At 50.8% G+C, this 20,848-nt stretch carries 17 protein-coding genes, 1 tRNA gene and 1 pseudogene; 11 read left to right on the plus strand and 8 right to left on the minus strand.

Translation table 11 applies throughout. The features are described 5' to 3' along the window. Positions 1–33: 33 nt before the first annotated feature. The 3 genes from SIL79_RS04360 to SIL79_RS04370 all read left to right on the plus strand — a co-directional run bounded on the left by SIL79_RS04360 (position 34) and on the right by SIL79_RS04370 (position 3,949). A complete protein-coding gene (locus SIL79_RS04360; RefSeq protein ID WP_319619007.1) occupies positions 34–1,542 on the plus strand; it encodes a ParB/Srx family N-terminal domain-containing protein in 1,509 nt (502 codons plus the stop codon). After that, complete coding sequence (locus SIL79_RS04365; RefSeq protein WP_319619008.1) at positions 1,539–2,420, plus strand: DNA adenine methylase; 882 nt, start codon at positions 1,539–1,541, stop codon at positions 2,418–2,420. The genes SIL79_RS04360 and SIL79_RS04365 overlap by 4 nt, the downstream gene beginning before the upstream one ends. 1,046 nt (positions 2,421–3,466) lie before the next feature. Then, positions 3,467–3,949, plus strand: a complete 483-nt coding sequence (locus SIL79_RS04370; RefSeq protein WP_144361099.1) for a hypothetical protein — start codon at positions 3,467–3,469, stop codon at positions 3,947–3,949. A gap of 474 nt (positions 3,950–4,423) precedes the next feature. Here the strand turns inward: SIL79_RS04370 and groL are convergent, their stop codons facing one another. Continuing rightward, positions 4,424–6,064 carry a chaperonin GroEL gene (gene groL, locus SIL79_RS04375; protein WP_039033505.1) on the minus strand — a complete coding sequence of 547 codons (1,641 nt, stop codon included), beginning with the start codon at positions 6,062–6,064 and terminating at the stop codon, positions 4,424–4,426. A gap of 58 nt (positions 6,065–6,122) precedes the next feature. Further along, on the minus strand, positions 6,123–6,413 hold the full coding sequence (locus tag SIL79_RS04380; RefSeq protein ID WP_025010152.1) for a co-chaperone GroES: 291 nt from the start codon (positions 6,411–6,413) through the stop codon (positions 6,123–6,125). Positions 6,414–6,662: 249 nt separating this feature from the next. On the opposite strand from SIL79_RS04380, the gene SIL79_RS04385 reads away from it, so the two are divergent. Continuing rightward, positions 6,663–8,027, plus strand: a complete 1,365-nt coding sequence (locus tag SIL79_RS04385) for an MATE family efflux transporter (protein WP_039033506.1) — start codon at positions 6,663–6,665, stop codon at positions 8,025–8,027. Positions 8,028–8,413: 386 nt separating this feature from the next. On the opposite strand, the pseudogene SIL79_RS04390 reads toward SIL79_RS04385, so the two are convergent. After that, positions 8,414–8,962 (minus strand): annotated as a pseudogene (locus SIL79_RS04390) (FxsA family protein); the annotation flags it as partial. A 200-nt stretch (positions 8,963–9,162) separates the two neighbouring features. Between SIL79_RS04390 and cutA the strand changes: the two are divergent. The 6 genes from cutA to SIL79_RS04420 all read left to right on the plus strand — a co-directional run bounded on the left by cutA (position 9,163) and on the right by SIL79_RS04420 (position 15,860). Next, on the plus strand, positions 9,163–9,495 hold the full coding sequence (cutA, locus tag SIL79_RS04395; RefSeq protein WP_039033507.1) for a divalent-cation tolerance protein CutA: 333 nt from the start codon (positions 9,163–9,165) through the stop codon (positions 9,493–9,495). Continuing rightward, positions 9,492–11,300: a protein-disulfide reductase DsbD gene (locus SIL79_RS04400; RefSeq protein ID WP_319619009.1), complete on the plus strand. Its 1,809-nt coding sequence runs from the start codon at positions 9,492–9,494 to the stop codon at positions 11,298–11,300. Before cutA ends, SIL79_RS04400 begins: the two co-directional genes overlap by 4 nt. Positions 11,301–11,427: 127 nt before the next feature. Further along, complete coding sequence (locus tag SIL79_RS04405; protein WP_039033509.1) at positions 11,428–13,047, plus strand: cation:proton antiporter family protein; 1,620 nt, start codon at positions 11,428–11,430, stop codon at positions 13,045–13,047. 202 nt (positions 13,048–13,249) lie between these two features. Continuing rightward, entirely contained in the window at positions 13,250–14,401 is a 1,152-nt protein-coding gene (gene galK, locus SIL79_RS04410) for a galactokinase (protein ID WP_319619010.1), read from the plus strand. A gap of 32 nt (positions 14,402–14,433) precedes the next feature. Continuing rightward, positions 14,434–15,465 (plus strand): aldose epimerase family protein, encoded by a 1,032-nt coding sequence (locus SIL79_RS04415; protein ID WP_215773893.1) that lies wholly within the window; start codon positions 14,434–14,436, stop codon positions 15,463–15,465. Beyond that, positions 15,462–15,860 (plus strand): DUF2391 family protein, encoded by a 399-nt coding sequence (locus tag SIL79_RS04420; protein ID WP_039033512.1) that lies wholly within the window; start codon positions 15,462–15,464, stop codon positions 15,858–15,860. The genes SIL79_RS04415 and SIL79_RS04420 overlap by 4 nt, the downstream gene beginning before the upstream one ends. 95 nt (positions 15,861–15,955) lie before the next feature. On the opposite strand, the gene SIL79_RS04425 is transcribed toward SIL79_RS04420, so the two are convergent. From SIL79_RS04425 to fdhD, 5 genes are all read right to left on the minus strand, one after another. Continuing rightward, positions 15,956–16,360: a hypothetical protein gene (locus SIL79_RS04425; protein WP_039033513.1), complete on the minus strand. Its 405-nt coding sequence runs from the start codon at positions 16,358–16,360 to the stop codon at positions 15,956–15,958. Between the two features lie 424 nt (positions 16,361–16,784). After that, a complete protein-coding gene (locus SIL79_RS04430; RefSeq protein WP_162206488.1) occupies positions 16,785–17,765 on the minus strand; it encodes an NAD(P)H-quinone oxidoreductase in 981 nt (326 codons plus the stop codon). Between the two features lie 243 nt (positions 17,766–18,008). After that, complete coding sequence (yedF, locus tag SIL79_RS04435) at positions 18,009–18,242, minus strand: sulfurtransferase-like selenium metabolism protein YedF (RefSeq protein WP_162206487.1); 234 nt, start codon at positions 18,240–18,242, stop codon at positions 18,009–18,011. Further along, the gene (gene yedE / locus SIL79_RS04440) at positions 18,242–19,456 is read right to left on the minus strand and encodes a selenium metabolism membrane protein YedE/FdhT (RefSeq protein ID WP_071477197.1); all 1,215 of its coding nucleotides are present in this window, start codon (positions 19,454–19,456) and stop codon (positions 18,242–18,244) included. The genes yedF and yedE overlap by 1 nt, the downstream gene beginning before the upstream one ends. A gap of 305 nt (positions 19,457–19,761) precedes the next feature. Next, a complete protein-coding gene (fdhD, locus tag SIL79_RS04445) occupies positions 19,762–20,598 on the minus strand; it encodes a formate dehydrogenase accessory sulfurtransferase FdhD (protein ID WP_319619011.1) in 837 nt (278 codons plus the stop codon). Positions 20,599–20,739: 141 nt separating this feature from the next. Between fdhD and SIL79_RS04450 the strand changes: the two genes are divergently transcribed. Then, positions 20,740–20,834 (plus strand) — tRNA-Sec (locus tag SIL79_RS04450). Positions 20,835–20,848 lie beyond the last annotated feature (14 nt).

The raw sequence follows: 20,848 nt of genomic DNA on the forward strand, positions 1-20,848 counted from the left end.
GCTTTATAAATTCAATTCAGAGGATAACAGTTGATGGCAACGGAGAAAAAACAATGGTGGGAAAATAGGGTTTTACGTTCAGTTGACAATCTTAAGTTATGGGATGAGAACCCGCGTCTTGATCCTGCATCTTCTTATATCAAAGTGCGAGACTTTGTAGATGAACTTATAGCCGATCCTACAGAACAATCTAACTTTTTGGATCTCGTAAAATCTATAGCAACAAGGGGTTTTTTAAGTTTCGATCCCATAGTTGTGTGGAAAAATAAAGAGGATCAATTTGTTGTAGCAGAAGGAAATCGACGAGTTATGGCCCTCAAGTTACTTAGGTCACCTAATTTGGCTCCTAACTCAATAAGAAAAACCATTGTCGAAGCTTCTAGGCAGATTGATCGAGATGAAATTGAAAAAATTAGAGTTTGTCTAGCTCCATCTTATGAAGAAGCACGTTGGTATATCCTCCAACGGCATTCAACAGCTAGTCATCAAGTGAAATGGCAACGCTTACCACAACAAAGGTTTATTATCTCTGTTTATGACTCGGTCGGCCAAAATTTAGAAAAGACTATAGAGCTAACCGGTTTTAAACGAGCTCAAATTGTAGAAGCACTTAGATTCGTGAAAGTTAGAGATTTAGCAACAAGAGAAGAAGTAACTAAACACTTGAATCAAACAGAAAAAGAATTGGTTTACAGTCATCGTATAAGTATGACTGTTCTAGAAAGATGGTTTAATAATAGTAAAGTTCGAAGTGGATGGTTTATCAGCTTTAATGATCAAGGGATCTCAATCGATGCAGAAATGAAGAGTTTTTACTACGCATATGCAAAATTCTTGAAATGTATGCTAAGTAAAAATGAAGAACTAGGCTTCATTATAAACACAAGAACAATAGACAGCAAATTTGACGAAATATATAACTTCCTTCCAAAAGTGGTTAAAATTGGGGATATAGAATCAGATAATGATGAGAATAGCAATCAAGAAACATCTTCTAATACAGAAGCAAATAGTAATGAGCCTACAACAGATACTAATCAGAACCCAAAAAATGGAACAGCAAACCCAAAAAGTCGGTTAAAAGGTGATCCCAAAAGACCAAAGTTAACTGATAATTTTCATACTATATCATCACGCAATTTTAGAATAAATGAACTATTTAGAGAGTTTAAAAAACTACCAACTAGAAGCTATCCTAATGTAACGGCTGCTGCACTTAGAGTTTTTCTTGATTTAGCCGTTGATGATTTTATAAAAGTTAATGATTTAGAAAAAAATATTGCTGATAAATATAAGAAGTCATATAGAGAGTTAACTCTAAAAAATAAGCTAACATCATTAAAAAACGAGTATATTGACTCAAAAGATGCCAACAAAGTCATTGGCGAACTTCTTCAAGAGAATAATCAATTCAGTTTAAACACTTTAAATGAGTTTATTCATGGGCATAAAAACTATAAAATAGAGCCTTCCTTTCTTAATAGGTTTTGGGATATGCTGAGTCCATTGTTTGAAGTTCTAATTGATTTAAAGGAAATATGATGATTTATACGCCTTTAAGATATCCTGGTGGTAAGTCGAAGCTAACTGCTTATGTCCTTGAAACATTAAAACTTAATGGACTTGAAGGTGGTGCGTATGTGGAACCGTTTGCAGGAGGTTGCGCTATTGCATGGTATCTTTTGCTTAACAACCACGTAAAACGTGTTTACATTAATGATCTAGATCCAGCAATCTATAGCTTCTGGTATAGTGTATTACACAGAACTGAAGAACTTATTGAACTAATTAAAACGACTCCGATTACTATTGATGAATGGTTAAGACAAAGAGAAGTATATCGTTCTCATACAACAGATATACTTTCTTTAGGATTCGCAACGTTCTTTTTGAATCGAACAAATCGTTCAGGTATCTTAAAAGCTGGAGTTATTGGTGGGCTAAGCCAAAATGGAAACTACAAAATTGATTGTCGATTTAACAAAAAACGCCTGATTGAACAAATTAGATTAATCGCCAAAAAAAGAGACTTTGTTCGATTAACTAATTTGGATGCAACACAATATATAGATGAGTACATTCCTGACATTCAAGGAAATGCATTGGTTAATATAGACCCACCTTATTATGTAAAAGGAAAAGGTCTTTATCAGAACTTTTTTGAGCATAACGATCACTATAGATTATTCGAAAGCGTAAAACGAATAACAAAACCTTGGATTGTAACTTATGACGATACTCCTGAAATTTGTGGTATTTATGCAGAGTTTCACCCACAATCATTTGGTTTAACATACACGGCACAAAAAAAGCGTAAGGGGCAAGAAATAATTATTCATTCACCAAAAATAAATCAACCAAAATTCAAACCAGATGTTACTTTTTCTGAGATAAAAAGAGAATATCGGAAAAAAAATTGAAGATATAGATTGCACCAAATCACCCGGCATATGAACATCAGTGACCGTCGCCAACATGGATGTTGGCGCCGAGCTTACAGGGATGTATTCACAGCGTGTCACTGAGGTGCATATGCATAAGGCCTGCGGCAGGCAATGAGTGGCACAATCAGCCGGAAGCCATTGCAAACCCAAACAACTCCCCCGCCCTCGGCAGAAACCGCTGAAATGGAAAAGGCCCGCGTTCGAGGCGCAGGCCTTTTCCTTTTTCGGAATAAGCAAAAAGAAAGAGTGAGAAAGAGTGAGGATAGCCAAAACACTTCACCCGCAGATTGCACCAAGTCACCCTGCATATGCACATCAGTGACCGTCGCCAACATGGATGTTGGCGCCGAGCTTACAAGGACGTATTCACAGCGTGTCACTGAGGTGCATATGCATAAGGCCTGCGGCAGGCAATGAGTGGCACAATCAGCCGGAAGCCATTGCAAACCCAAACCACTCCCCCGCCCTCAGCAGAAACCTCTGGAATAGAAAAGGCCCGCGTTCGATGCGCGAGCCTTTTCTTTTCTCGGAATAAGGATAAAGAGTGAGTAAAGAGTGAGGACAGCTATAACACTTCACCCGCAGATTGCACCAAATCACCCGGCATATGCGCATCAGTGACCGTCGCCAACATGGATGTTGGCGCCGAGCTTACAAGGATGTATTCACAGCGTGTCACTGAGGTGCATATGCATAAAGCCTGCGGCAGGCAATGAGTTGCACAGTCAGCCGGAAGCCATTCCAAATCCAAACAAGCAAAAGTCAGGACACCCACAACACTTTTGCTGTGTGGAGTCTACAGGGACCTATCTATTAGTAAGAGGGCGACAGAGCCTGCAGCCCTCTGGTGGGACTCGTCCTGCTGGGCCTGGAGATTCGGCACCTCCAGGCAGTCAGATCGGTGAAAATGGAATCTTTGGAAGGCCAGAAAATAGAAGAAGTGGCTCAAGTATTGACATTCCTGCTAATGGCGACAAACCTCATGAGACATTGCATTACCCATCAAAAGAGCAGAATAAACAATGAAATATTTGAAGTTTAGTACTGGTGATGTTTCACTGGACATTATAAAACACATTCTTTTGAACAATAGAGTGATTGGGTATGGTGTCCCAGCATCACAGAACTTATCTTGTGCTTGGATATTTAACCTTTATTTTGAAGGTTTTGATAAAACTCTCAGTTTTTCATCAGATGTTGCGAGCTCTACAGGATGGAAAGAATATGGGTATTTAAGAATGGACTTGAAGCCAGTTGAAAGTAATAAAGAGTTAATTACATATGTGGCTATTGAGCCGATAGATATTTCATCGCTTGATATTCTAATAAATGAAGAAGATGACATAATTGCTGAATGCGGACTTATCTTAATTGGAGAAAATAAAAGATGGGTTGTGATATCAACTTCCCCAGCACCCGGAGCGGTTTCTGTTAAAGCGGACTTTAACACTGTAGGATATAAGCCGGAAATATTGTTGGAGCAGTGCAGCATAAAGAGAATTTGATTTTCATGAAAGAGTGAGGACAGCCAAAATACTTCACCCGCAGATTGCACCAAATCACCCGGCATATGCGCATCAGTGACCGTCGCCAACATGGATGTTGGCGCCGAGCTTACAGGGATGTATTCACAGCGTGTCACTGAGGTGCATATGCATAAGGCCTGCGGCAGGCAATGAGTTGCACAATCAGCTGGAAGCCATTGCAAACCCAAACCACTCCCCCGCCCTCGGCAGAAACCGCTGAAATGGAAAAGGCCCGCGTTCGATGCGCGAGCCTTTTCCTTTCTCGGAATAAGCAAAAGCCCCAATACTGTTAAGTATCGGGGCTTTTTTTAAGTTCTAAGCTTCTGAGCTTAAGACCGACATTGCGTCTAGCGCAGGAAAAATCGTTTTAGAGCCAGGCATCTTGCCACGAAGTTTAGTGAACTAAACGAGTGGCAAGATAACGCCGCTATAGACGATTTTAACCAGCTAGGATCACATCATGCCGCCCATTCCGCCCATACCACCCATACCGCCCATATCAGGCGCAGCCTCTTCCTTTGGCAGCTCGGCTACCATGGCTTCGGTGGTGATCATCAGACCGGCTACAGAGGCCGCGAACTGCAGCGCAGAGCGGGTAACCTTGGTTGGATCCAGAATACCCATTTCCAGCATGTCGCCGTAAGTGTCGTTACCTGCGTTATAACCATAGTTACCGCTGCCGTTCTTGACGTTGTTGGCGACAACAGAGGCTTCTTCACCTGCGTTGGTAGCGATCTGGCGCAGTGGGGCTTCCATGGCGCGCAGGGCGATAACCACACCGTGCTTCTGATCTTCGTTGCTCACGTCCAGCTCACCAATCTTGGAGGCTACGCGAACCAGGGCAACACCACCCCCAGGAACCACACCTTCTTCAACGGCGGCGCGGGTAGCGTGCAGCGCATCTTCAACGCGGGCTTTCTTCTCTTTCATTTCCACTTCGGTAGCGGCACCGACTTTGATGACCGCAACACCGCCGGCCAGCTTGGCCATACGCTCTTGCAGTTTTTCTTTGTCGTAATCGGAAGTCGATTCTTCAACCTGCTGCTTGATCTGGGCAACACGGGCTTGAATTTGCGACTCTTCACCGCTGCCATCGATGATGGTGGTGTTGTCTTTGGTGATAACCACGCGCTTGGCGGTACCCAGGTCTTCCAGAGTGGCTTTTTCCAACTCCAGGCCAATCTCTTCGGCGATAACAGTACCACCGGTCAGGATAGCGATATCCTGCAGCATGGCCTTGCGACGGTCACCGAAACCAGGCGCCTTAACGGCAGCCACTTTAACGATACCGCGCATGTTGTTCACTACCAGAGTCGCCAGGGCTTCGCCTTCAACGTCTTCGGCAACGATCAGCAGTGGCTTGCCAGTCTTGGCCAGGCCTTCGAGGATAGGCAGCAGCTCACGGATGTTGGAGATCTTCTTGTCAACCAGCAGGATGAATGGGTTGTCCAGTTCAACAGAGCCGGTTTCAGCCTTGTTGATGAAGTAAGGAGACAGGTAACCGCGGTCGAACTGCATACCTTCAACTACGTCCAGTTCGTTTTCCAGCGCCTGACCTTCTTCAACTGTGATCACGCCTTCTTTGCCCACTTTTTCCATCGCGGTGGCGATGATTTCACCGATAGACTCATCAGAGTTGGCAGAGATGGTACCTACCTGAGCGATAGACTTGGAGTCGGAGCAGTCCTGAGACAGGGCTTTCAGCTCGGCAACGGCGGCGATTACAGCCTTGTCGATACCGCGCTTCAGATCCATTGGGTTCATACCGGCGGCAACGGCCTTCAGACCTTCGGTCACGATAGCCTGAGCCAGTACTGTGGCGGTAGTGGTACCGTCACCTGCAGCGTCGTTGGCCTTGGAAGCAACTTCCTTAACCATTTGCGCGCCCATGTTTTCAAACTTGTCTTCCAGTTCGATCTCTTTGGCAACTGAAACACCGTCTTTGGTGATCAGTGGTGCGCCGAAGCTCTTGTCCAGAACGACGTTACGGCCTTTAGGGCCCAGAGTGACTTTAACTGCGTTAGCCAGAACATTCACGCCCGCCAGCATTTTTACGCGAGCGTCATTGCCAAATTTTACTTCTTTAGCTGCCATGTTGATTATCCTTAAATTTTTCGATTACTTTGGAAGGTCTTTAATGGTTGTGAGTGGTTTATTCCACTACGGCCATCAGGTCAGCTTCTGACAGGATCAGGACTTCTTCACCGTCAATCTTCTCTTTCTTGACACCGTAACCTTCGTTGAAGATCACTACGTCACCTACCTTCACGTCCAATGGCTTAATGTCACCGTTTTCGAGGATGCGGCCATTGCCAACAGCCAGTACTTCACCACGGGTAGACTTTTCGGCTGCGCTGCCGGTCAGTACGATGCCACCGGCCGAAGTGCTTTCAACTTCCAGGCGTTTGACGATCACGCGGTCATGTAATGGACGAATATTCATCGATGGATTCTCCTAATGATTTTTGCCCAATATGAGGCGGTTCATGGTTGATGTAAAAGGCGACCAAGCCAATTGGCTTTAGCCGCTTGATGTTGGCTTATATGGGGGCCGTATTTGGCACTTCCAAGGGGACAGCTCAAAATTTTTTGAAAATTTTTGACCCTCGTTTTTTAAAGCCGGGACAATCCTGTTAGAATCGCGCTTCCGCACGATTTCCTTCATCCATTTCACAAGAGGCAGATACGGGCCATGAGAGACAGACACGGGCTGCTCAGTCAGCCGATAGGTCGTGTACTGCTTAATATGAGTATTCCCAACATGTTAGGGATCCTCACCGTGCTGGGCTTCAATCTGGTAGACACCTACTTCATAAGTAAGCTGGGCACAGAGGCGCTGGCGGCGATCAGCTTCACCTTCCCTGTGACCCTGGTGGTATCCAGTATTGCCATCGGCATAGGCGCCGGTGTGTCCACTAATCTTGGCCGCCTGATAGGCGCCGGGCACGCCCCCAAAGCCAAGGTGTTTCTGCATGATGCCCTGCTGCTGACCTTTATTTTGACTGCCGGGCTTTCCTTGCTGGGCAGTTTGTTTATCGAGCCGCTGTTTTCCCTGCTCGGCGCCAAAGACGACATACTGCCGCTGGTGCATGACTATATGAACCTCTGGTATCTGGGGGCGCCGCTATTGGTGCTGTTGATGGTGGGTAATCAGGGCCTGAGGGCCACCGGCGATACCCGTTCCCCGGCGGCGATTTTGTCGCTGGCGGCGCTGATTAACCTGATCCTCGATCCGCTGCTTATCTTTGGTATCGGCCCCTTCCCCAGGCTGGAAATTCAAGGCGCCGCCGTGGCGACCCTGATCTCCTGGTTAATGGCACTGTCGCTGTCCAGTTATCTGTTGGTGGCCAAACGCCATATGTTGGTGGCCGCGGGCTGGTGTTTAAGTCGCTTTGTCGATAACTGGAAACAGCTGGCCCATATCGCCCAACCGGCGGCGCTGATGAATATGATCAACCCCCTGGCCAATGCCGTGATGATGGCGATGCTGGCCAGGATAGATCACGCCGCGGTGGCCGCCTTCGGTGCCGGTACCCGGCTGGAGTCTGTGCTGCTGATTGTGGTGATGGGGCTGTCTTCCAGCCTGGTGCCCTTTATCGCCCAGAATCTGGGCGCTGGTCAGAAGGAGCGCGCCCGCGAGGCATTGCTGCTGGCGCTGAAGTTTGTGCTCCTGTTCCAGACCCTGCTGTATATTCCGTTGGCGCTGCTGGCGCCGCAGATTGCCGCCCTGTTCACTACCGATCCGCAAGTGCTGGAATGGCTCAGCTTCTATATTCTGGTGTTGCCCGCCGCTTACGGCCCTCTTGGCGTGGTGATCATAGTGGCCACCTCGCTCAACGCCTACCACAGGCCCATGGCCTCGCTGGTACTGAATCTGTGCCGCCTGTTCCTGCTGATGCTACCACTGGCGGCGCTGGGCGCCTTCCTCGGTGGGGTAAAAGGCCTAATGCTGGCGCTGCCGGTAACCAACATACTCATGGGTATTGCCAGCTATTATCTGGCCAGCAATATCAGCGAACCGCAAAAAATCAAATCCCCCTGCCCCAATGAGGGATAAGCACTTGGCAACTCCAGAAAGCTGAGAGTATGCACGGCAGTAGTTGCCGCGACAGCATCCTTAAACTGACGCCGCGGCCACTGCTACGGCGCACTCATCCGAGTGCCGCGATAGCCACTGGCATAGCGATAAATGAGTGATAAATGTTTTCCAGTCAGCGCTGCAAGTTATGAAGAGTGAATAAAAAAGACCTTCCGAGCGGAAGGTCTTTTTTATCAGTGTTTGTGCCGATCACCTGCGCTACCGGGCCGACTATCATCTTGGTCTGTTTTATCTTCCGTATCCTGCGGCTGATGGCCTTTTTCACTTCGCTGATGGCTGTTTTCACTTCGCCGAGGGCTGTTTTCACTTCGCCGAGGGCTCTCTCCACCCGGCTGATGGCTCTCTTCTTCCGGCTGATGGCTCTCTTCTTCCGGCTGATGGCTCTCTTCTTCCAGCTGATGGCTCTCGGGACGCTTATCGGAAGGGTCGGCCTTGCGCTCAAATTCACCTTCAAATACATCCCCACCCTGACCTCTTTGATGAGGTGGTTCAAAGGGGTTGGCACCGGCTCTGAACTGGGCGCCGGTAACCACCTTGAGCTGCATCCGCTGATAGAAATAACGTGCCAGCGGTGCCCTAGTGATAGGGGTCAGCAGAATAAGGCCGATAAGGTCGGTAACAAACCCCGGTATAAGCAGCAGAATACCGGCCATAGCCAGCATCATGCCCTCGACTATCTCTTGCCCCGGCGCTTCACCAACGGCCAACTTTTTCTGTACCGACATCAAGGTACTCACGCCCTGGCTGCGAACCAGAGAAACACCGACCACCGCGGTGAGGATCACCAATGCCACTGTGTTCCAGCTGCCCAGGACTTCGCCGACCCGGATAAGTACCGAGAGTTCGACGACAGGGATCAGCACAAAGATGATCAACATTATCAGAAATGGCATGTAGGCCTCATTTTTTGCAGTAGTTGAAAACTAAATGGGGATAACCCGGTCTGATTTCAAGTCCGCAGCCTGCAACGGGTTTGGCGCTTAAGCTCACTGTTTCAGCAAAGCCTTAATGCAAGCCTGCGGCAAAACACGTAAAGTAGACGCTCGATTTTAATCCCCTTGGCTTAAGTCAGGTTTAATTTAACCCGCTCATTATGGACATAAAATCTCAACAAGCGCTGCTGGTTTTTTGCAGTTGCCCGGATACAGACAGTGCCAAGAGCCTGGCGGCAACCTTGGTGCGCGAGTCGCTGGTGGCCTGTGCTCAGGTGAGTCAGACTGTGGATTCATTTTATGTCTGGCAGGACGAACTCTGCCAGGAGACTGAAGTCAGTCTGCAGCTCAAATGTCTGGCCAGCGCCTACCCCAGGCTGGAGCAGAGACTACTCGAACTGCATCCCTATGAAGTACCTGAAATTATTGCTGTGCCCATCAGTCATGGGCTGCCCGCCTATCTGGATTGGATAAAAGACAACACTAAGCTATGAAGAAAATACTTACCCTGCTGCTAGGCAGCCTGTTGCTTCTCAGCCCGCTGGTTCAGGCCGATGGGATCTTTGGTAACAAGCAATTCGATTTTCTCAAGAGTGAACCTGAGCTGATGCCTGTGGATCAGGCCTTTGCCTTCGACTTTAGTCAGCAAGGCAATAAGGTCAAGCTCAGTTGGGTGATAGCCGACGGCTATTACATGTACCGCGACAAACTCAAGTTCAGCATAGATGGCGGTGAACTGGGCGAGATAGCCCTGCCCCAGGGCAAGGGCCACACGGATGAGTATTTCGGTGAGCAGCAGGTGTACTACTCCTTTATCGAAATTCCAGTTGCCATTAAAGAGGCAGGGGAAGCCGCCAAGTTATCCGTCACCTTTATGGGCTGCGCCGAGGGCAAACTCTGCTTCCCGCCGACCACCAGAGACGCCCTACTTAAACCTGTGGCGGCCAATGATGGCATACTGCCCGATACCGACAAGAGTGCCGATGCAAAAGCGCCGGCTCCCAAGGGCCAGGCGGTAACCCAACAGGATAACCTGCTGGACAAGCTGCTCTCCGGCGACAGCACCCTGCTCAACTATCTGACCTTCTTCGTGTTGGGGATAGGTCTGGCGCTGACCCCTTGTGTGTTCCCCATGTATCCCATTCTGTCGGGGATCATTGTCGGCCAGGGGCAGAAAGTCTCCACCGGCAAGGCCTTTACCCTGTCGATGGCTTATGTGCAGGGGATGGCAATTACCTATTCGCTGCTGGGGCTGGTGGTGGCTTCGGCCGGTCTCAAGTATCAGGCGGCGCTGCAACACCCGGCTGTGCTTATCACCATAGCCATACTGTTTGTGGTACTCAGTCTGTCTATGTTTGGCCTCTATGAGCTGCGCCTGCCCGCCAGTTGGCAACAGAAGATGAACAGCCTCTCCAATAAGCAAAAGGGTGGCAATCTGCTGGGCGTGTTCGTCATGGGTGTGCTTTCGGGCCTGGTGGCCTCGCCCTGTACCACGGCGCCGCTATCGGCGGTACTCGTGTACGTGGCACAAACCGGCGATCTGCTACAGGGCTTTTTGACCCTCTATATTCTCAGCATGGGCATGGGTCTGCCGCTGCTGCTGATAGGCACCTCTGGCGGTAAGTTGCTGCCGCGCGCCGGCACCTGGATGAACATAATCAAGCATGTGTTCGGTTTCCTGCTGGTGGCCGTGTCCATCATAATGCTGGGCCGTATCTGGCCTGGATTGGTGTCGGATCTCATGTGGTCTGTGTGGGCCATCGTCTTTGTCGGCTACCTGATGCACCAGAACAAGCTGAGCCAGTTCAACTGGAAACAGACAATGCGCAGCGTGATCCTGACCCTGCTGTTGCTGTCGAGTTTCTCCTATGGTTTCCAGGCGGTAATGAGCGCCATGGGCTACCACTTCATGGGGCAGCCACAAGCCGAGCATCATACCTTCAAGCGCATCAAGTCACTTGAGGATTTCAAGACCGAACTGGCAGATGCCAAGGCCGCCGGCAAGCCGGTAATGTTGGATCTCTATGCCGATTGGTGTGTGGCCTGTAAGGAGTTTGAGCAGATCACCTTCAAGAATGCCGAGGTTAAACAGCGGATGGAACAGATGGTGCTGCTGCAGGCCGATGTGACCGCCATGGATGAAACCGATGTCGCCCTGCTGGAAGCCTATGATGTGCTGGGGCTGCCGACACTGCTGTTTATCGATGAGCAAGGCCAGCTAACAAATGAGCTGAGAGTGACAGGTTTCATGGGCCCGAAAGAGTTTGCCGCCCACTTGGACATTTTGCTCAAAAACTAGTGCGTTAGTACTGACATTTCTGGAAAAGCGAACTTATCAGCAGATAAGTTCGCTTTTTTATTTAAATTTAATGCTCTTCTTATAGAATAACCTTCTAATAGCCATCATTTTTCCTAAAAGAATAAAAATGGAACCAGCAATTCTTGTTATTACCTTGGCCTGCGGCATGCTGGTCAACCGCATCAATTTACCACCGCTTATCGGCTATCTGGCCGCCGGCTTTGTACTCTATACCTTGGGGGTAGACAATGACAGCCTGCCAATGCTTAACGAATTGGCTAACTTAGGGGTTACCCTGCTGCTGTTTGCCATAGGCCTCAAGCTGGATATCCGCAGCCTGTTCAAGGCCGAAGTCTGGGCCGGCTCCAGCCTGCACCTGATGTTATCCATGGTGATCTTTGTCCCCATTCTCAAACTGCTGGGGCTGGTTGGCCTGGTGCAATTGACCAATCTCACGGTGGAACAGCTGACTCTGCTGGCCTTTGCCCTGAGCTTTTCCAGTACTGTATTTGCGGTCAAGGTATTGGAAGACAAGGGCGATATGCAATCTCTCTACGGCCGGGTCGCCATAGGTATTCTGATCATGCAGGATATCTTTGCGGTATTGTTCCTGACCATTTCCAAGGGGGAGTTTCCCTCGATATGGGCGCTGGCACTCCTGTTATTACCTTTAGCCAAACCCTTGATATACAGAGCCTTTGATAAGGTCGGCCACGGTGAACTCCTGGTACTCTTCGGCCTGGTGATGGCTTTGGTGGTCGGCGCCTGGCTGTTTGAATCTGTGGGGCTGAAACCGGATCTTGGCGCGCTGATCATAGGTATCCTGCTGGCAGGACACAAGAAGGCGTCCGAGCTGGCCAAGTCGCTGTTCTATTTTAAAGAACTGTTTCTGGTGGCCTTCTTCCTCACCATAGGTCTCAACGGTCTGCCGAGCGTGACAGATATTATGCTGGCTGTGCTGCTGGTGACACTGATCCCGCTGAAAATCCTGTTGTTTGTCTATATCCTCACCCGCTTCAAACTGCGCTCGCGCACCTCTATGCTGGGCTCATTCAACCTGGGTAACTTCAGTGAGTTCGGTCTGATTGTGGCTGCCGTGGCTACCAGCAAAGGCTGGCTACCCTCTCAGTGGCTGGTGATCATTGCCGTGGCACTGAGCTTCAGTTTTGTATTGGCGGCACCACTCAACGCCATGGTGGGCAACATCTACCAGAAGTACCAACAGAAACTGGTCAAGCTCGAGAAGCACCCACTGCACCCGGAAGACAGACAGATCCCCGTGGGCAATCCGCGCTTCCTTATTCTGGGGATGGGGCGCATAGGCTCTGGTGCCTATGATGAACTCAAGGCCAGATTCGATGGTGAGATCCTGGGGATTGAACACAAACAGGAGTTGGTGGATTTCCACCGCGAGCAAGGGCGTAACGTAGTACAAGGCGATGCTTCGGATACCGACTTCTGGGAAAAACTCGACCGGGCTCCCGGGCTTGAACTTGTGCTGCTGGCGATGCCGTATCATGCGGGTAATATGTTTGCAGTTGAGCAACTTAAGAAACTGAATTACCAAGGAAAAATCAGCGCGATTGTGCAATATGGTGATGAGGGTGTGGCGCTGCGCGAATCCGGCGTCCACAGTGTTTACAACCTCTATGAGGCCGCAGGTGCCGGTTTTGTCGAGCATGTGGTCTGTGAACTGCTGGCGGCCGAAACCGTCAAGGAAGCCGACGCCAAGAAAGCCGCATCCTGATATCTTAGTATCATTTAGCCTCACTCTGTCCGGCAGCGGGTGAGGCTTTTCCTTTCATCTTCCCGAATACCCCCTCAATCTATCCTGGAATGCAACCTGGATAAAAATCTCACTTACACCTCAGAGACAGAAATGATATAACAACAGAAAAGCAGTCATTTATGTTGCTGTTCGAGCGTTTTTTTGCGGAATCCATAAGAGCATGTCGAATCCTGCCCCCAGCGTTACCAAACTCTTTGTCAAAACCTTCGGCACCAAGCCCGATGCTTTATATCAGGCCCCCGGTCGGGTCAACCTTATCGGGGAACACACAGACTATAACGAAGGTCTGGTGCTACCGGCGGCAATCAACTTTCACACAGTCATCGCGGTCAAGCGCCGTGACGACGACAAGTTCCGCGCCGTATCAGGTGCCTTTCCCGGCATTTTTGAATGGCACTATGGCAATGAAGGCAGCATGAACGAGGATGAGGGCTGGGTCAGTTACCTCAAGGGCTTTACCTCGGCCATGGCCCAGAGCGGCCTACCTGCCCGCGGCCTGGATCTGGCGGTGATCGGCAATGTACCGGCCAACGCCGGATTAGCCTCGTCGGCCTCGCTGGAAATCGCCTTTGGCACCGCCATCAATGACACCAGTCAACTGCATCTGTCACCGCTGGCCATAGCGCAACTGGCGCAGCGGGGTGAAAACCACTATGTCGGCCATAGCTGCGGCATCATGGATCAGATCACCTGTGCCATGGCCGAAGCCGGGTCAGCGCTGCTTATAGACTGCCTGGATCTGGACTGCGAAAGCGTGCCCTTCCCCGACGATCTCAGTCTGCTGATCATCAATTCCGGCCTACCCTCCATCGCTCACAACAAAAAGTTTGGTGAGCGCCGCTTGCATTGCGAGCAGGTGGCAGGACATTTCGGTTTGGATACCCTGCGCCACTTGTCGCTCAGGGCGCTGCAAAGCGCCGAGGATGAACTGGATCCGGTTGCCTTTCGCCGTGCCCGCCATGTGATCAGTGAAAATCAACGCACCCAGAGCGCCTGCCGCGCCCTGGAGCAGGGCGATATCGCCAGGCTCAGTAAACTGATGGCCGAATCACACCGCTCGATGCGCGATGACTTTGAAATCAGCCATCCAGCGATAGATACCCTGGTGGAATTGATAACCGACGTCGTCGGCGAACGCGGCGGAGTACGGATGACAGGCAAGGGCTTTGGCGGCTGCGTCATCGCCCTGGTGGAACATGAGTTGACCGACAAGGTGATTGCCGCCATCGAGCAGCAATACCCGGCCAAAACCGAGCTGGAGGTCAGTGTTTACCTGTGCAGCCCCAGCGACGGAGCCTGCCGCCTGGACTGAGTTGTAGACCTAAAGCCAAAAGGAACTAGCAGATGATACGTTTCAGCGCACTCGACAGTTGGGAAGATCCCCGCGGCGGCCAAATAGAAAGGGTCAGAATCGACAATGGCATTCTGGCGCTGGAAGTGCTCAGTCTCGGTGGCATTATTCGCTCACTGTGGGCGCCGGATCGCCATGGTGAGCGCGCCAATATCGTGCTTGGCTGTGACTCTGCAGCCGATTATCTGGATCAGGACGCCTGTTTGGGCGCGGCTGTTGGGCGTTACGCCAATCGTATCAAGCAAGGGCAAATCCACGGCCTGGGCAAGACTTTTTCTCTGGACAAAAACTTCAACGGCCACTGCCTGCACGGCGGCCACGAAGGCTTTCATCGGCGCCAGTGGCAACTGGGCACGCTGCCGGATGGGGTACGCCTCAGCCTGATAAGCCCGGACGGTGACATGGGTTTTCCCGGTGAATGCCGGGTGCAATTGGACTATCGTCTGGCGGGCAACAACCTGTTTGTGGAGTTTATGGCCTCAAGCAGCCAGGACTGCCCGGTGAGCCTGACTCAGCACAGCTATTTCAATCTCGATGGCCGGGCGGATATCGCTGAGCACCATTTGCAACTCGATAGCAGCAGAGTCCTGGCAACCGATTCCGAAGGCATTCCCAGCGGCATAATCGATACCCAAGGCGGCATGTTGGATCTCAGCCAGGGCAAGACTCTCAAAGCACTGCTGGGACAGCCGGAACTGGCCGCCGGCCAAGGGCTGGATCACTGCTTTATCAGCCGGCAACAGAAAGATGAGCTCTGGCGTGTGGGTCGTCTGAGCGCACCGCTATCCGGCCGCGGCCTAACGCTGTACACCAACCAACCCGGAGTGCAGCTATACACAGGCGCCGGGCTAGAAGGTGTCAAGGGTCGTAAGGGCCAAGCGTTGAAGGCCTGGCAGGGCGTCTGTCTCGAGCCACAAATGCTGCCGGACGCTGCCAATCAGCCACAACTGCACGGCGATCCCTGGATAGCCCCCGGACAAATTTATCATCATTTGAGCCGCTACGAGTTCGATACCCAGGCATGACCAAACTCTATTTCAACGCCGAGGATCTCGGCCAGATCAGCATAGGCGCCTTTGCCTTGTCCGTGCCCATCTCCTTTTCCGAGGAAGCCTGGATGCTGGCGGCCAATCTACCGGTAGTAAATCTGGTACTGGTGGTGGTATTGAGCCTGAGCTTTATCGCCCTGTTTGCCTATCAGAGTGTGTTTCAGGCCAACATCAAGGCCAGGGTGTGGGTGTTTTGGCTGCGGATCCTGCTGGCTTATGCCCTGACCCTGCTGGTGGTGAGTGTCGTCTTGCTGGCCCTGGATAAATGGCCATTACTGAGCGATCCCTTACTGGCGCTGAAACGCACCCTGTTGATCGCCATGCCGGCCTCTATGGGCGCCATCATAGTCGATAGCTTCGATAAAGAATAATCGGCTATCCAATAGATAATGTCAGTATTCGACTGTCCGGTATACCCGGGCCACCGCTTCAGTAAACTGAAGACGGACGGCCGGGTATAGGGATATCAGTCGTCGAAGCTGTCATCCCAATCGTCATCGAAATCATCACCCATGTTGTCGGTTTCAACCTCGACCTCAGGTTCCGGCTTGGGCTTACGCGCGGGAGCGCTGTCTTTGACGTTGTTCAGATTGACTCTGGCCTGCTGCTTTTGCATAAACTCGCTGCGGACCGCTTTGAATGCACTACCGAACTCACGCTCGGCAGCCTTGGCTTCATCCTCACCCAGATCATGCAAGTTGGGTTTAACTATATCTTCCACATATTCAATAATCGCATTGCGCTGAGAGTTGAACAGGTAGATACGTCCAGGAGATGCCTCGGGTAACTGATTGTCATGGACGACGATAGCATTGCCACGTGCGGTTCTGAGCTCGCCATACCAAACTTGTTTCTTTGCAGTGTTATACATATATGCCAATACCCTTAAATCAACACATACACCAGAGAAGTTGCCAATAAGTCGCTGCACTTTGTGCCTGGACTTGCTCGCGCCTTCCCTAAAGTTTTTCGGCCAAAGAAGCGCACTACTGCTCACTTTGCCACAATAGGTTTCCACCTTTGGAAGGTGGCGTTTTCAAGTGCGTATTCTTACAGAATCTTTCCGAGAATCAATGCTGCAAACCGTGATTTTTCCAACTAAATAACGATTAATTTTTCATGACAGCACCCTAGAGTGCTCTCACAAAGGACTTTAGCCTAAATTTTCATCAGGGCAAGTTGAATTTTGCACGCAAACGCCTTAAGGCTGCATGTTACAGCCAACCGGCGACGACGAAGAAAAAGCTGCCGAAGGAATATTCAGCAGCCAAAGGGAGTGGCGCGTCAGTAGCTACTTACTTCAGTGTCAGTACCACCTTGCCCGAGTGATTGCCGGATTCCAGCAAGTGGTGTGCCGCAATGCAGTCTTGCAGCGGGAAGCTGGCAAAGATATGTGGCTTAAGGGCGCCTTCATTCAATAACGGCCAAACCTTGGCCTTGAGCTCGGCAGCAATCGCCGCCTTGGCCGCGACGCTTTGAGGCCTCAGAGTCGAGCCGGTCCAAACAATGCGCTTGGCCATCAGGCGAAAGATATCCACTTCAGCCCTGGCCCCCCTTTGCATGGCAATAGACACCATGCGGCCATCACAGGCGAGTACCTTGAGATTCTTGTTGGCAAAGTCGCCGCCAGCCATATCCAGCACCACTTCGACCCCCTTGCCCTCGGTCCAGTCCATTACAGGTTCGACAAAGTCCTGTCGGCGGTAATCAATCGCAAGCTCAGCCCCCAGTTGCCGACACCAGGCACATTTCTCCGGGCTACCGGAAGTCACCAGTACCCTGGCACCAAAAGCCTTGGCCAGGGCAATAGCGCTGCTGCCGATACCGCCCGAGCCGCCGTGGATTAGCACTGTCTCACCTGGCTGCAACCCGGCTCGCATAAACAGATTGCCCCACACGGTAAAGAAAGTCTCGGGAATCGCTGCAGCCTCTTCCAGGCTCCAGCCCTTGGGCACAGGCAAGCAATGCCCCGCCCAGGTAAGCACATACTCACTGTAACCACCGCCAGGCACCAGGGCACAGACCGCTTGCCCATTTTGCCATTGGTCTACGCCCTGCCCCAGTGCCACTATCTCGCCGGCCACTTCCAACCCCAACACGGGGGAAGCGTCTGCCGGAGGCGGATAGTTGCCCTTGCGCTGTGCCAAATCCGGGCCATTGACTCCGGCCGCCGCCACCTTGATCAACACCTGCCCCGGGCCGGGAGTAGGGATCTCGGCATCAGCCAAATAGAGCACTTCCGGTTGTCCGGGAGTATCAAAAATAACTTGTTTCATTACTGCTCCTTGATGTAGGGAAGAGCCGAACCACAGCTTATATTTGCCTTTAACTCGGTTCAGTGCAAATCTGGCATCGAGTCATGGCGGCCATCGGCGCACGACTTTCAGCTGGCTCGAAAGTCGAATGCCGCTCATATCCAGATGCCTGGCTCCCGCAATAGCCCACCATTAAACCCGCATAAAAAAACGCTGCAAAAGCAGCGTTTTATAACAATTGAAACAGCGGAAATTGATACTAATTCAGCGCTGGATCAGATAGCGGATCGTCGGGCCGTTCTGTTCTATCTCCAACACCTTGTAGCCGTGGTTCTTGGCATCCAGCGGAATATTGTTGATCGACTGTGGGCAGTCGCTGATCACTTCCAGAATTTCACCGGGCTTGAGCTGGGGCATAGCCTCCAGGGTGGCAACAGCGGGATATGGACAGGGTTCACCAACCATATCTAATTGATAATCAGGAGTAAATTGGCTCATTACGCAGCCTCCGCAGTCAGTTGAGCATCCCGTTTGGCTTTACGGGCGAAGAATTGTTTTTCCCAGGCGAGCATGGCGACAAATGCCAGGCCCAGCATCAGATAGGTGGCCAACAAGCCGCCCTTGTCCCCCAAGCTGGCAAGCAGGTTGACCTTGTCCCAACTGGTGGCCAGTGGTTCGGCCAAGTCGTCCCAGTAGTAGGCCAGAATGGTGGAGCCGATAACGTTGCCCAGACCAACCCACCAGAAGTGTACCTGCCCTTCCACGGCGCGGTACATCCAACCGGTTTCGCAGCCGCCGGCCAGCACTATGCCGAAACCAAACAGCAAGCCGCCGATAACCGCGTTGGGACCGGCCCACATGATCTTGGGTGAAACCCCAAGTTGCACATAGCTGTAAATCCCTATGGCACTGACCGCCATACCTATAATGATCGCCTTAGCCATATGGGTACGGCCGGTGATCCACATGTCGCGAAATGCCGAGGTAAAGCAGATCTGCGCCCTTTCAATCAGTAGACCGAAACCGACACCGCAAAGCATGGCGATACCTAGCTTGGGCGCATTGAACAGGGTCAGGAGTCCCCAACCGACTATGCCGATAAACACCAGCATACCGATCCGAAAGCGCCGTCTGGCCTGGTTTTCGTCCTGCTTGACCGAACTGGCCTTGGTGACCTTCTTCAGCGCCACCGGAATGCGGAACATGGGCAACAAGGTAAACCTGGCGCCAAAGTAGGAACCGGCAGCAGTGGCCAGCGCAAAGAACCAGGCATGCAACGAGAACTGTGGGATCCCGGTAAAGAAGGCCGCCAGGTTACAACCCATGGCCAAGCGGGCACCGAAGCCGGCTATGATACCGCCAACCAGGGCCTGCATGATACGCACCCGACTCTGTGGCATTCTGAGCTTGACGTTATTGGCCCATAGCGCCGCGGCGATACAACCACCGAACATGCCGATAATCATCATGCCGTCGATACGATCCAGCGGCGTGCCGGCCAAACCTATCACCTTGAAATAACCCCAGGTTTCCGGCTCAGCACCAAGCATTTGCAACAAGTGCCCACCCCAGCGGGTGAATTCGCCGGTCACGGCCCAGAAGGTACCGGTAAGACCAAAATAGTAAGTGGAAAGAATACCGGCGGCGATAACCGCCGGCATGGGGGCCCAGAAACGGACCAGATATTGTTGTTTAAATTGTTGCCATGTCATGTCATTACCCTAATGAACGAGACCTTGCCAAAACGGACACGGGCGTGTCCGTCAACCATTTTGTAAGGTGCGAACAAACAGCCCACAGCAACTGACCTGTCGCACCTTATTTCATGCCTTTACGGCGATAAAACCGCTGGAGTGCAGCAAACGACCGGCTGTCTGTCATAGTCAAAGCACTAAAGACCGGCCGAAACTGAGTTCCGACCGGTCACAAGAGTGTTTAACAACGATGACGAGCAGACAGTAGACGCTGTGCTAAAGAAAGGGCGAACAAGTCCCGTGAGGACTTTGTCTCTACTTACTTAAATGGCCTTGGCCAGGCGATCGCAGCTCAACCCCGTCAGTCTGTGACCATGGGTGTAGAGCGTCGCACGACCGTTGCGGCAAAAGCCCACCAGCGTGATGTTGCTCTTCTCGGCCAACTCCAACGCCAGTGAGGTCACGGCGGACATGGCAAAAAGAATCTGAATATTGGCACTGGCAGCCTTTTGCACCATCTCGAAACTGGCTCTGCTGGTCAATAAAACCGCGATTGGCCGCTCGGCATTTTTCTGTGAAAAGGCACCGATTAACTTATCCAGTGCTATATGTCTTCCAATATCTTCATAGGCATCAATAATATGCCCATCTTTATTTAAACCCATGGCAGCATGGGTGGCACCAGTTAATTTAAAGTGCTGTTGATTATCCTTAACAAAACTCAAAGCAACCTTTAAATTATTGATATTAAACTCGGCACCATCATCAACTCGAATAACAGGTTTAACCGCTTCTTCAAGTTGGGCAACACCGCAAAGTCCACAACCGGTTCTACCGGCCATATTGCGTCTTTGTTGCTTTAATTCCATAAAACATCTTTGGGTTATCTCAATCTGAACCAGCACACCTTCTTCGGTATGCTCAAGCTCAATATCCTTGATTTCATTTATATTTCTGACTATGCGCTCCGACAGGGTAAAGCCTATAGCAAAGGCTTCGAGATCCTGCGGACTGGCTAACATTACCGTGTGGGCAATGCCGTTATAGACCAGGGCGATTCTCACTTCGTTCGCTAAGTAGTCAGTTAATTCAGAAGCCTGCCCTTGTTCCATAAGGGTGACTTGTTTCTCGGTGACAACGTCATGCGAATAATAATCCATAAGTACCCTCTGAACCTATCTAAATAATAAAAATTTACAGACTTTAAAATAAAATAAGAGCTATATCACAAACTCATAAAGTAAATAAAAACAGGGTTGCTTCAACTGAATTCATTTTCTATTATCCTTGTGTCTTTCGATGGAAGAACGTCGTCTCCGGTGAGGCGTCCGGACTTCAAATCCGGGTGGGGCTGCCAGCAGTCCCGGGTAGGTTCGACTCCTATGTTCTTCCGCCAATCTTCATGGGACC

It is taken from the genome of Shewanella indica (assembly GCF_033842865.1).
GTDB lineage: Bacteria > Pseudomonadota > Gammaproteobacteria > Enterobacterales > Shewanellaceae > Shewanella > Shewanella indica.

Bases quoted from the DNA above. Each gene is read 5' to 3' on its own strand.
- galK (WP_319619010.1), top strand. From the start codon at position 13,250: ATGTCGAATCCTGCCCCCAGCGTTACCAAACTCTTTGTCAAAACCTTC.
- groL (WP_039033505.1), bottom strand. From the start codon at position 6,064: ATGGCAGCTAAAGAAGTAAAATTTGGCAATGACGCTCGCGTAAAAATG.
- yedE (WP_071477197.1), bottom strand. From the start codon at position 19,456: ATGACATGGCAACAATTTAAACAACAATATCTGGTCCGTTTCTGGGCC.
- SIL79_RS04370 (WP_144361099.1), top strand. From the start codon at position 3,467: ATGAAATATTTGAAGTTTAGTACTGGTGATGTTTCACTGGACATTATA.
- SIL79_RS04405 (WP_039033509.1), top strand. From the start codon at position 11,428: ATGGAACCAGCAATTCTTGTTATTACCTTGGCCTGCGGCATGCTGGTC.
- SIL79_RS04425 (WP_039033513.1), bottom strand. From the start codon at position 16,360: ATGTATAACACTGCAAAGAAACAAGTTTGGTATGGCGAGCTCAGAACC.
- yedF (WP_162206487.1), bottom strand. From the start codon at position 18,242: ATGAGCCAATTTACTCCTGATTATCAATTAGATATGGTTGGTGAACCC.
- SIL79_RS04365 (WP_319619008.1), top strand. From the start codon at position 1,539: ATGATGATTTATACGCCTTTAAGATATCCTGGTGGTAAGTCGAAGCTA.
- SIL79_RS04380 (WP_025010152.1), bottom strand. From the start codon at position 6,413: ATGAATATTCGTCCATTACATGACCGCGTGATCGTCAAACGCCTGGAA.
- SIL79_RS04385 (WP_039033506.1), top strand. From the start codon at position 6,663: ATGAGAGACAGACACGGGCTGCTCAGTCAGCCGATAGGTCGTGTACTG.
- fdhD (WP_319619011.1), bottom strand. From the start codon at position 20,598: ATGGATTATTATTCGCATGACGTTGTCACCGAGAAACAAGTCACCCTT.
- SIL79_RS04430 (WP_162206488.1), bottom strand. From the start codon at position 17,765: ATGAAACAAGTTATTTTTGATACTCCCGGACAACCGGAAGTGCTCTAT.
- SIL79_RS04420 (WP_039033512.1), top strand. From the start codon at position 15,462: ATGACCAAACTCTATTTCAACGCCGAGGATCTCGGCCAGATCAGCATA.
- SIL79_RS04400 (WP_319619009.1), top strand. From the start codon at position 9,492: ATGAAGAAAATACTTACCCTGCTGCTAGGCAGCCTGTTGCTTCTCAGC.
- cutA (WP_039033507.1), top strand. From the start codon at position 9,163: ATGGACATAAAATCTCAACAAGCGCTGCTGGTTTTTTGCAGTTGCCCG.
- SIL79_RS04360 (WP_319619007.1), top strand. From the start codon at position 34: ATGGCAACGGAGAAAAAACAATGGTGGGAAAATAGGGTTTTACGTTCA.
- SIL79_RS04415 (WP_215773893.1), top strand. From the start codon at position 14,434: ATGATACGTTTCAGCGCACTCGACAGTTGGGAAGATCCCCGCGGCGGC.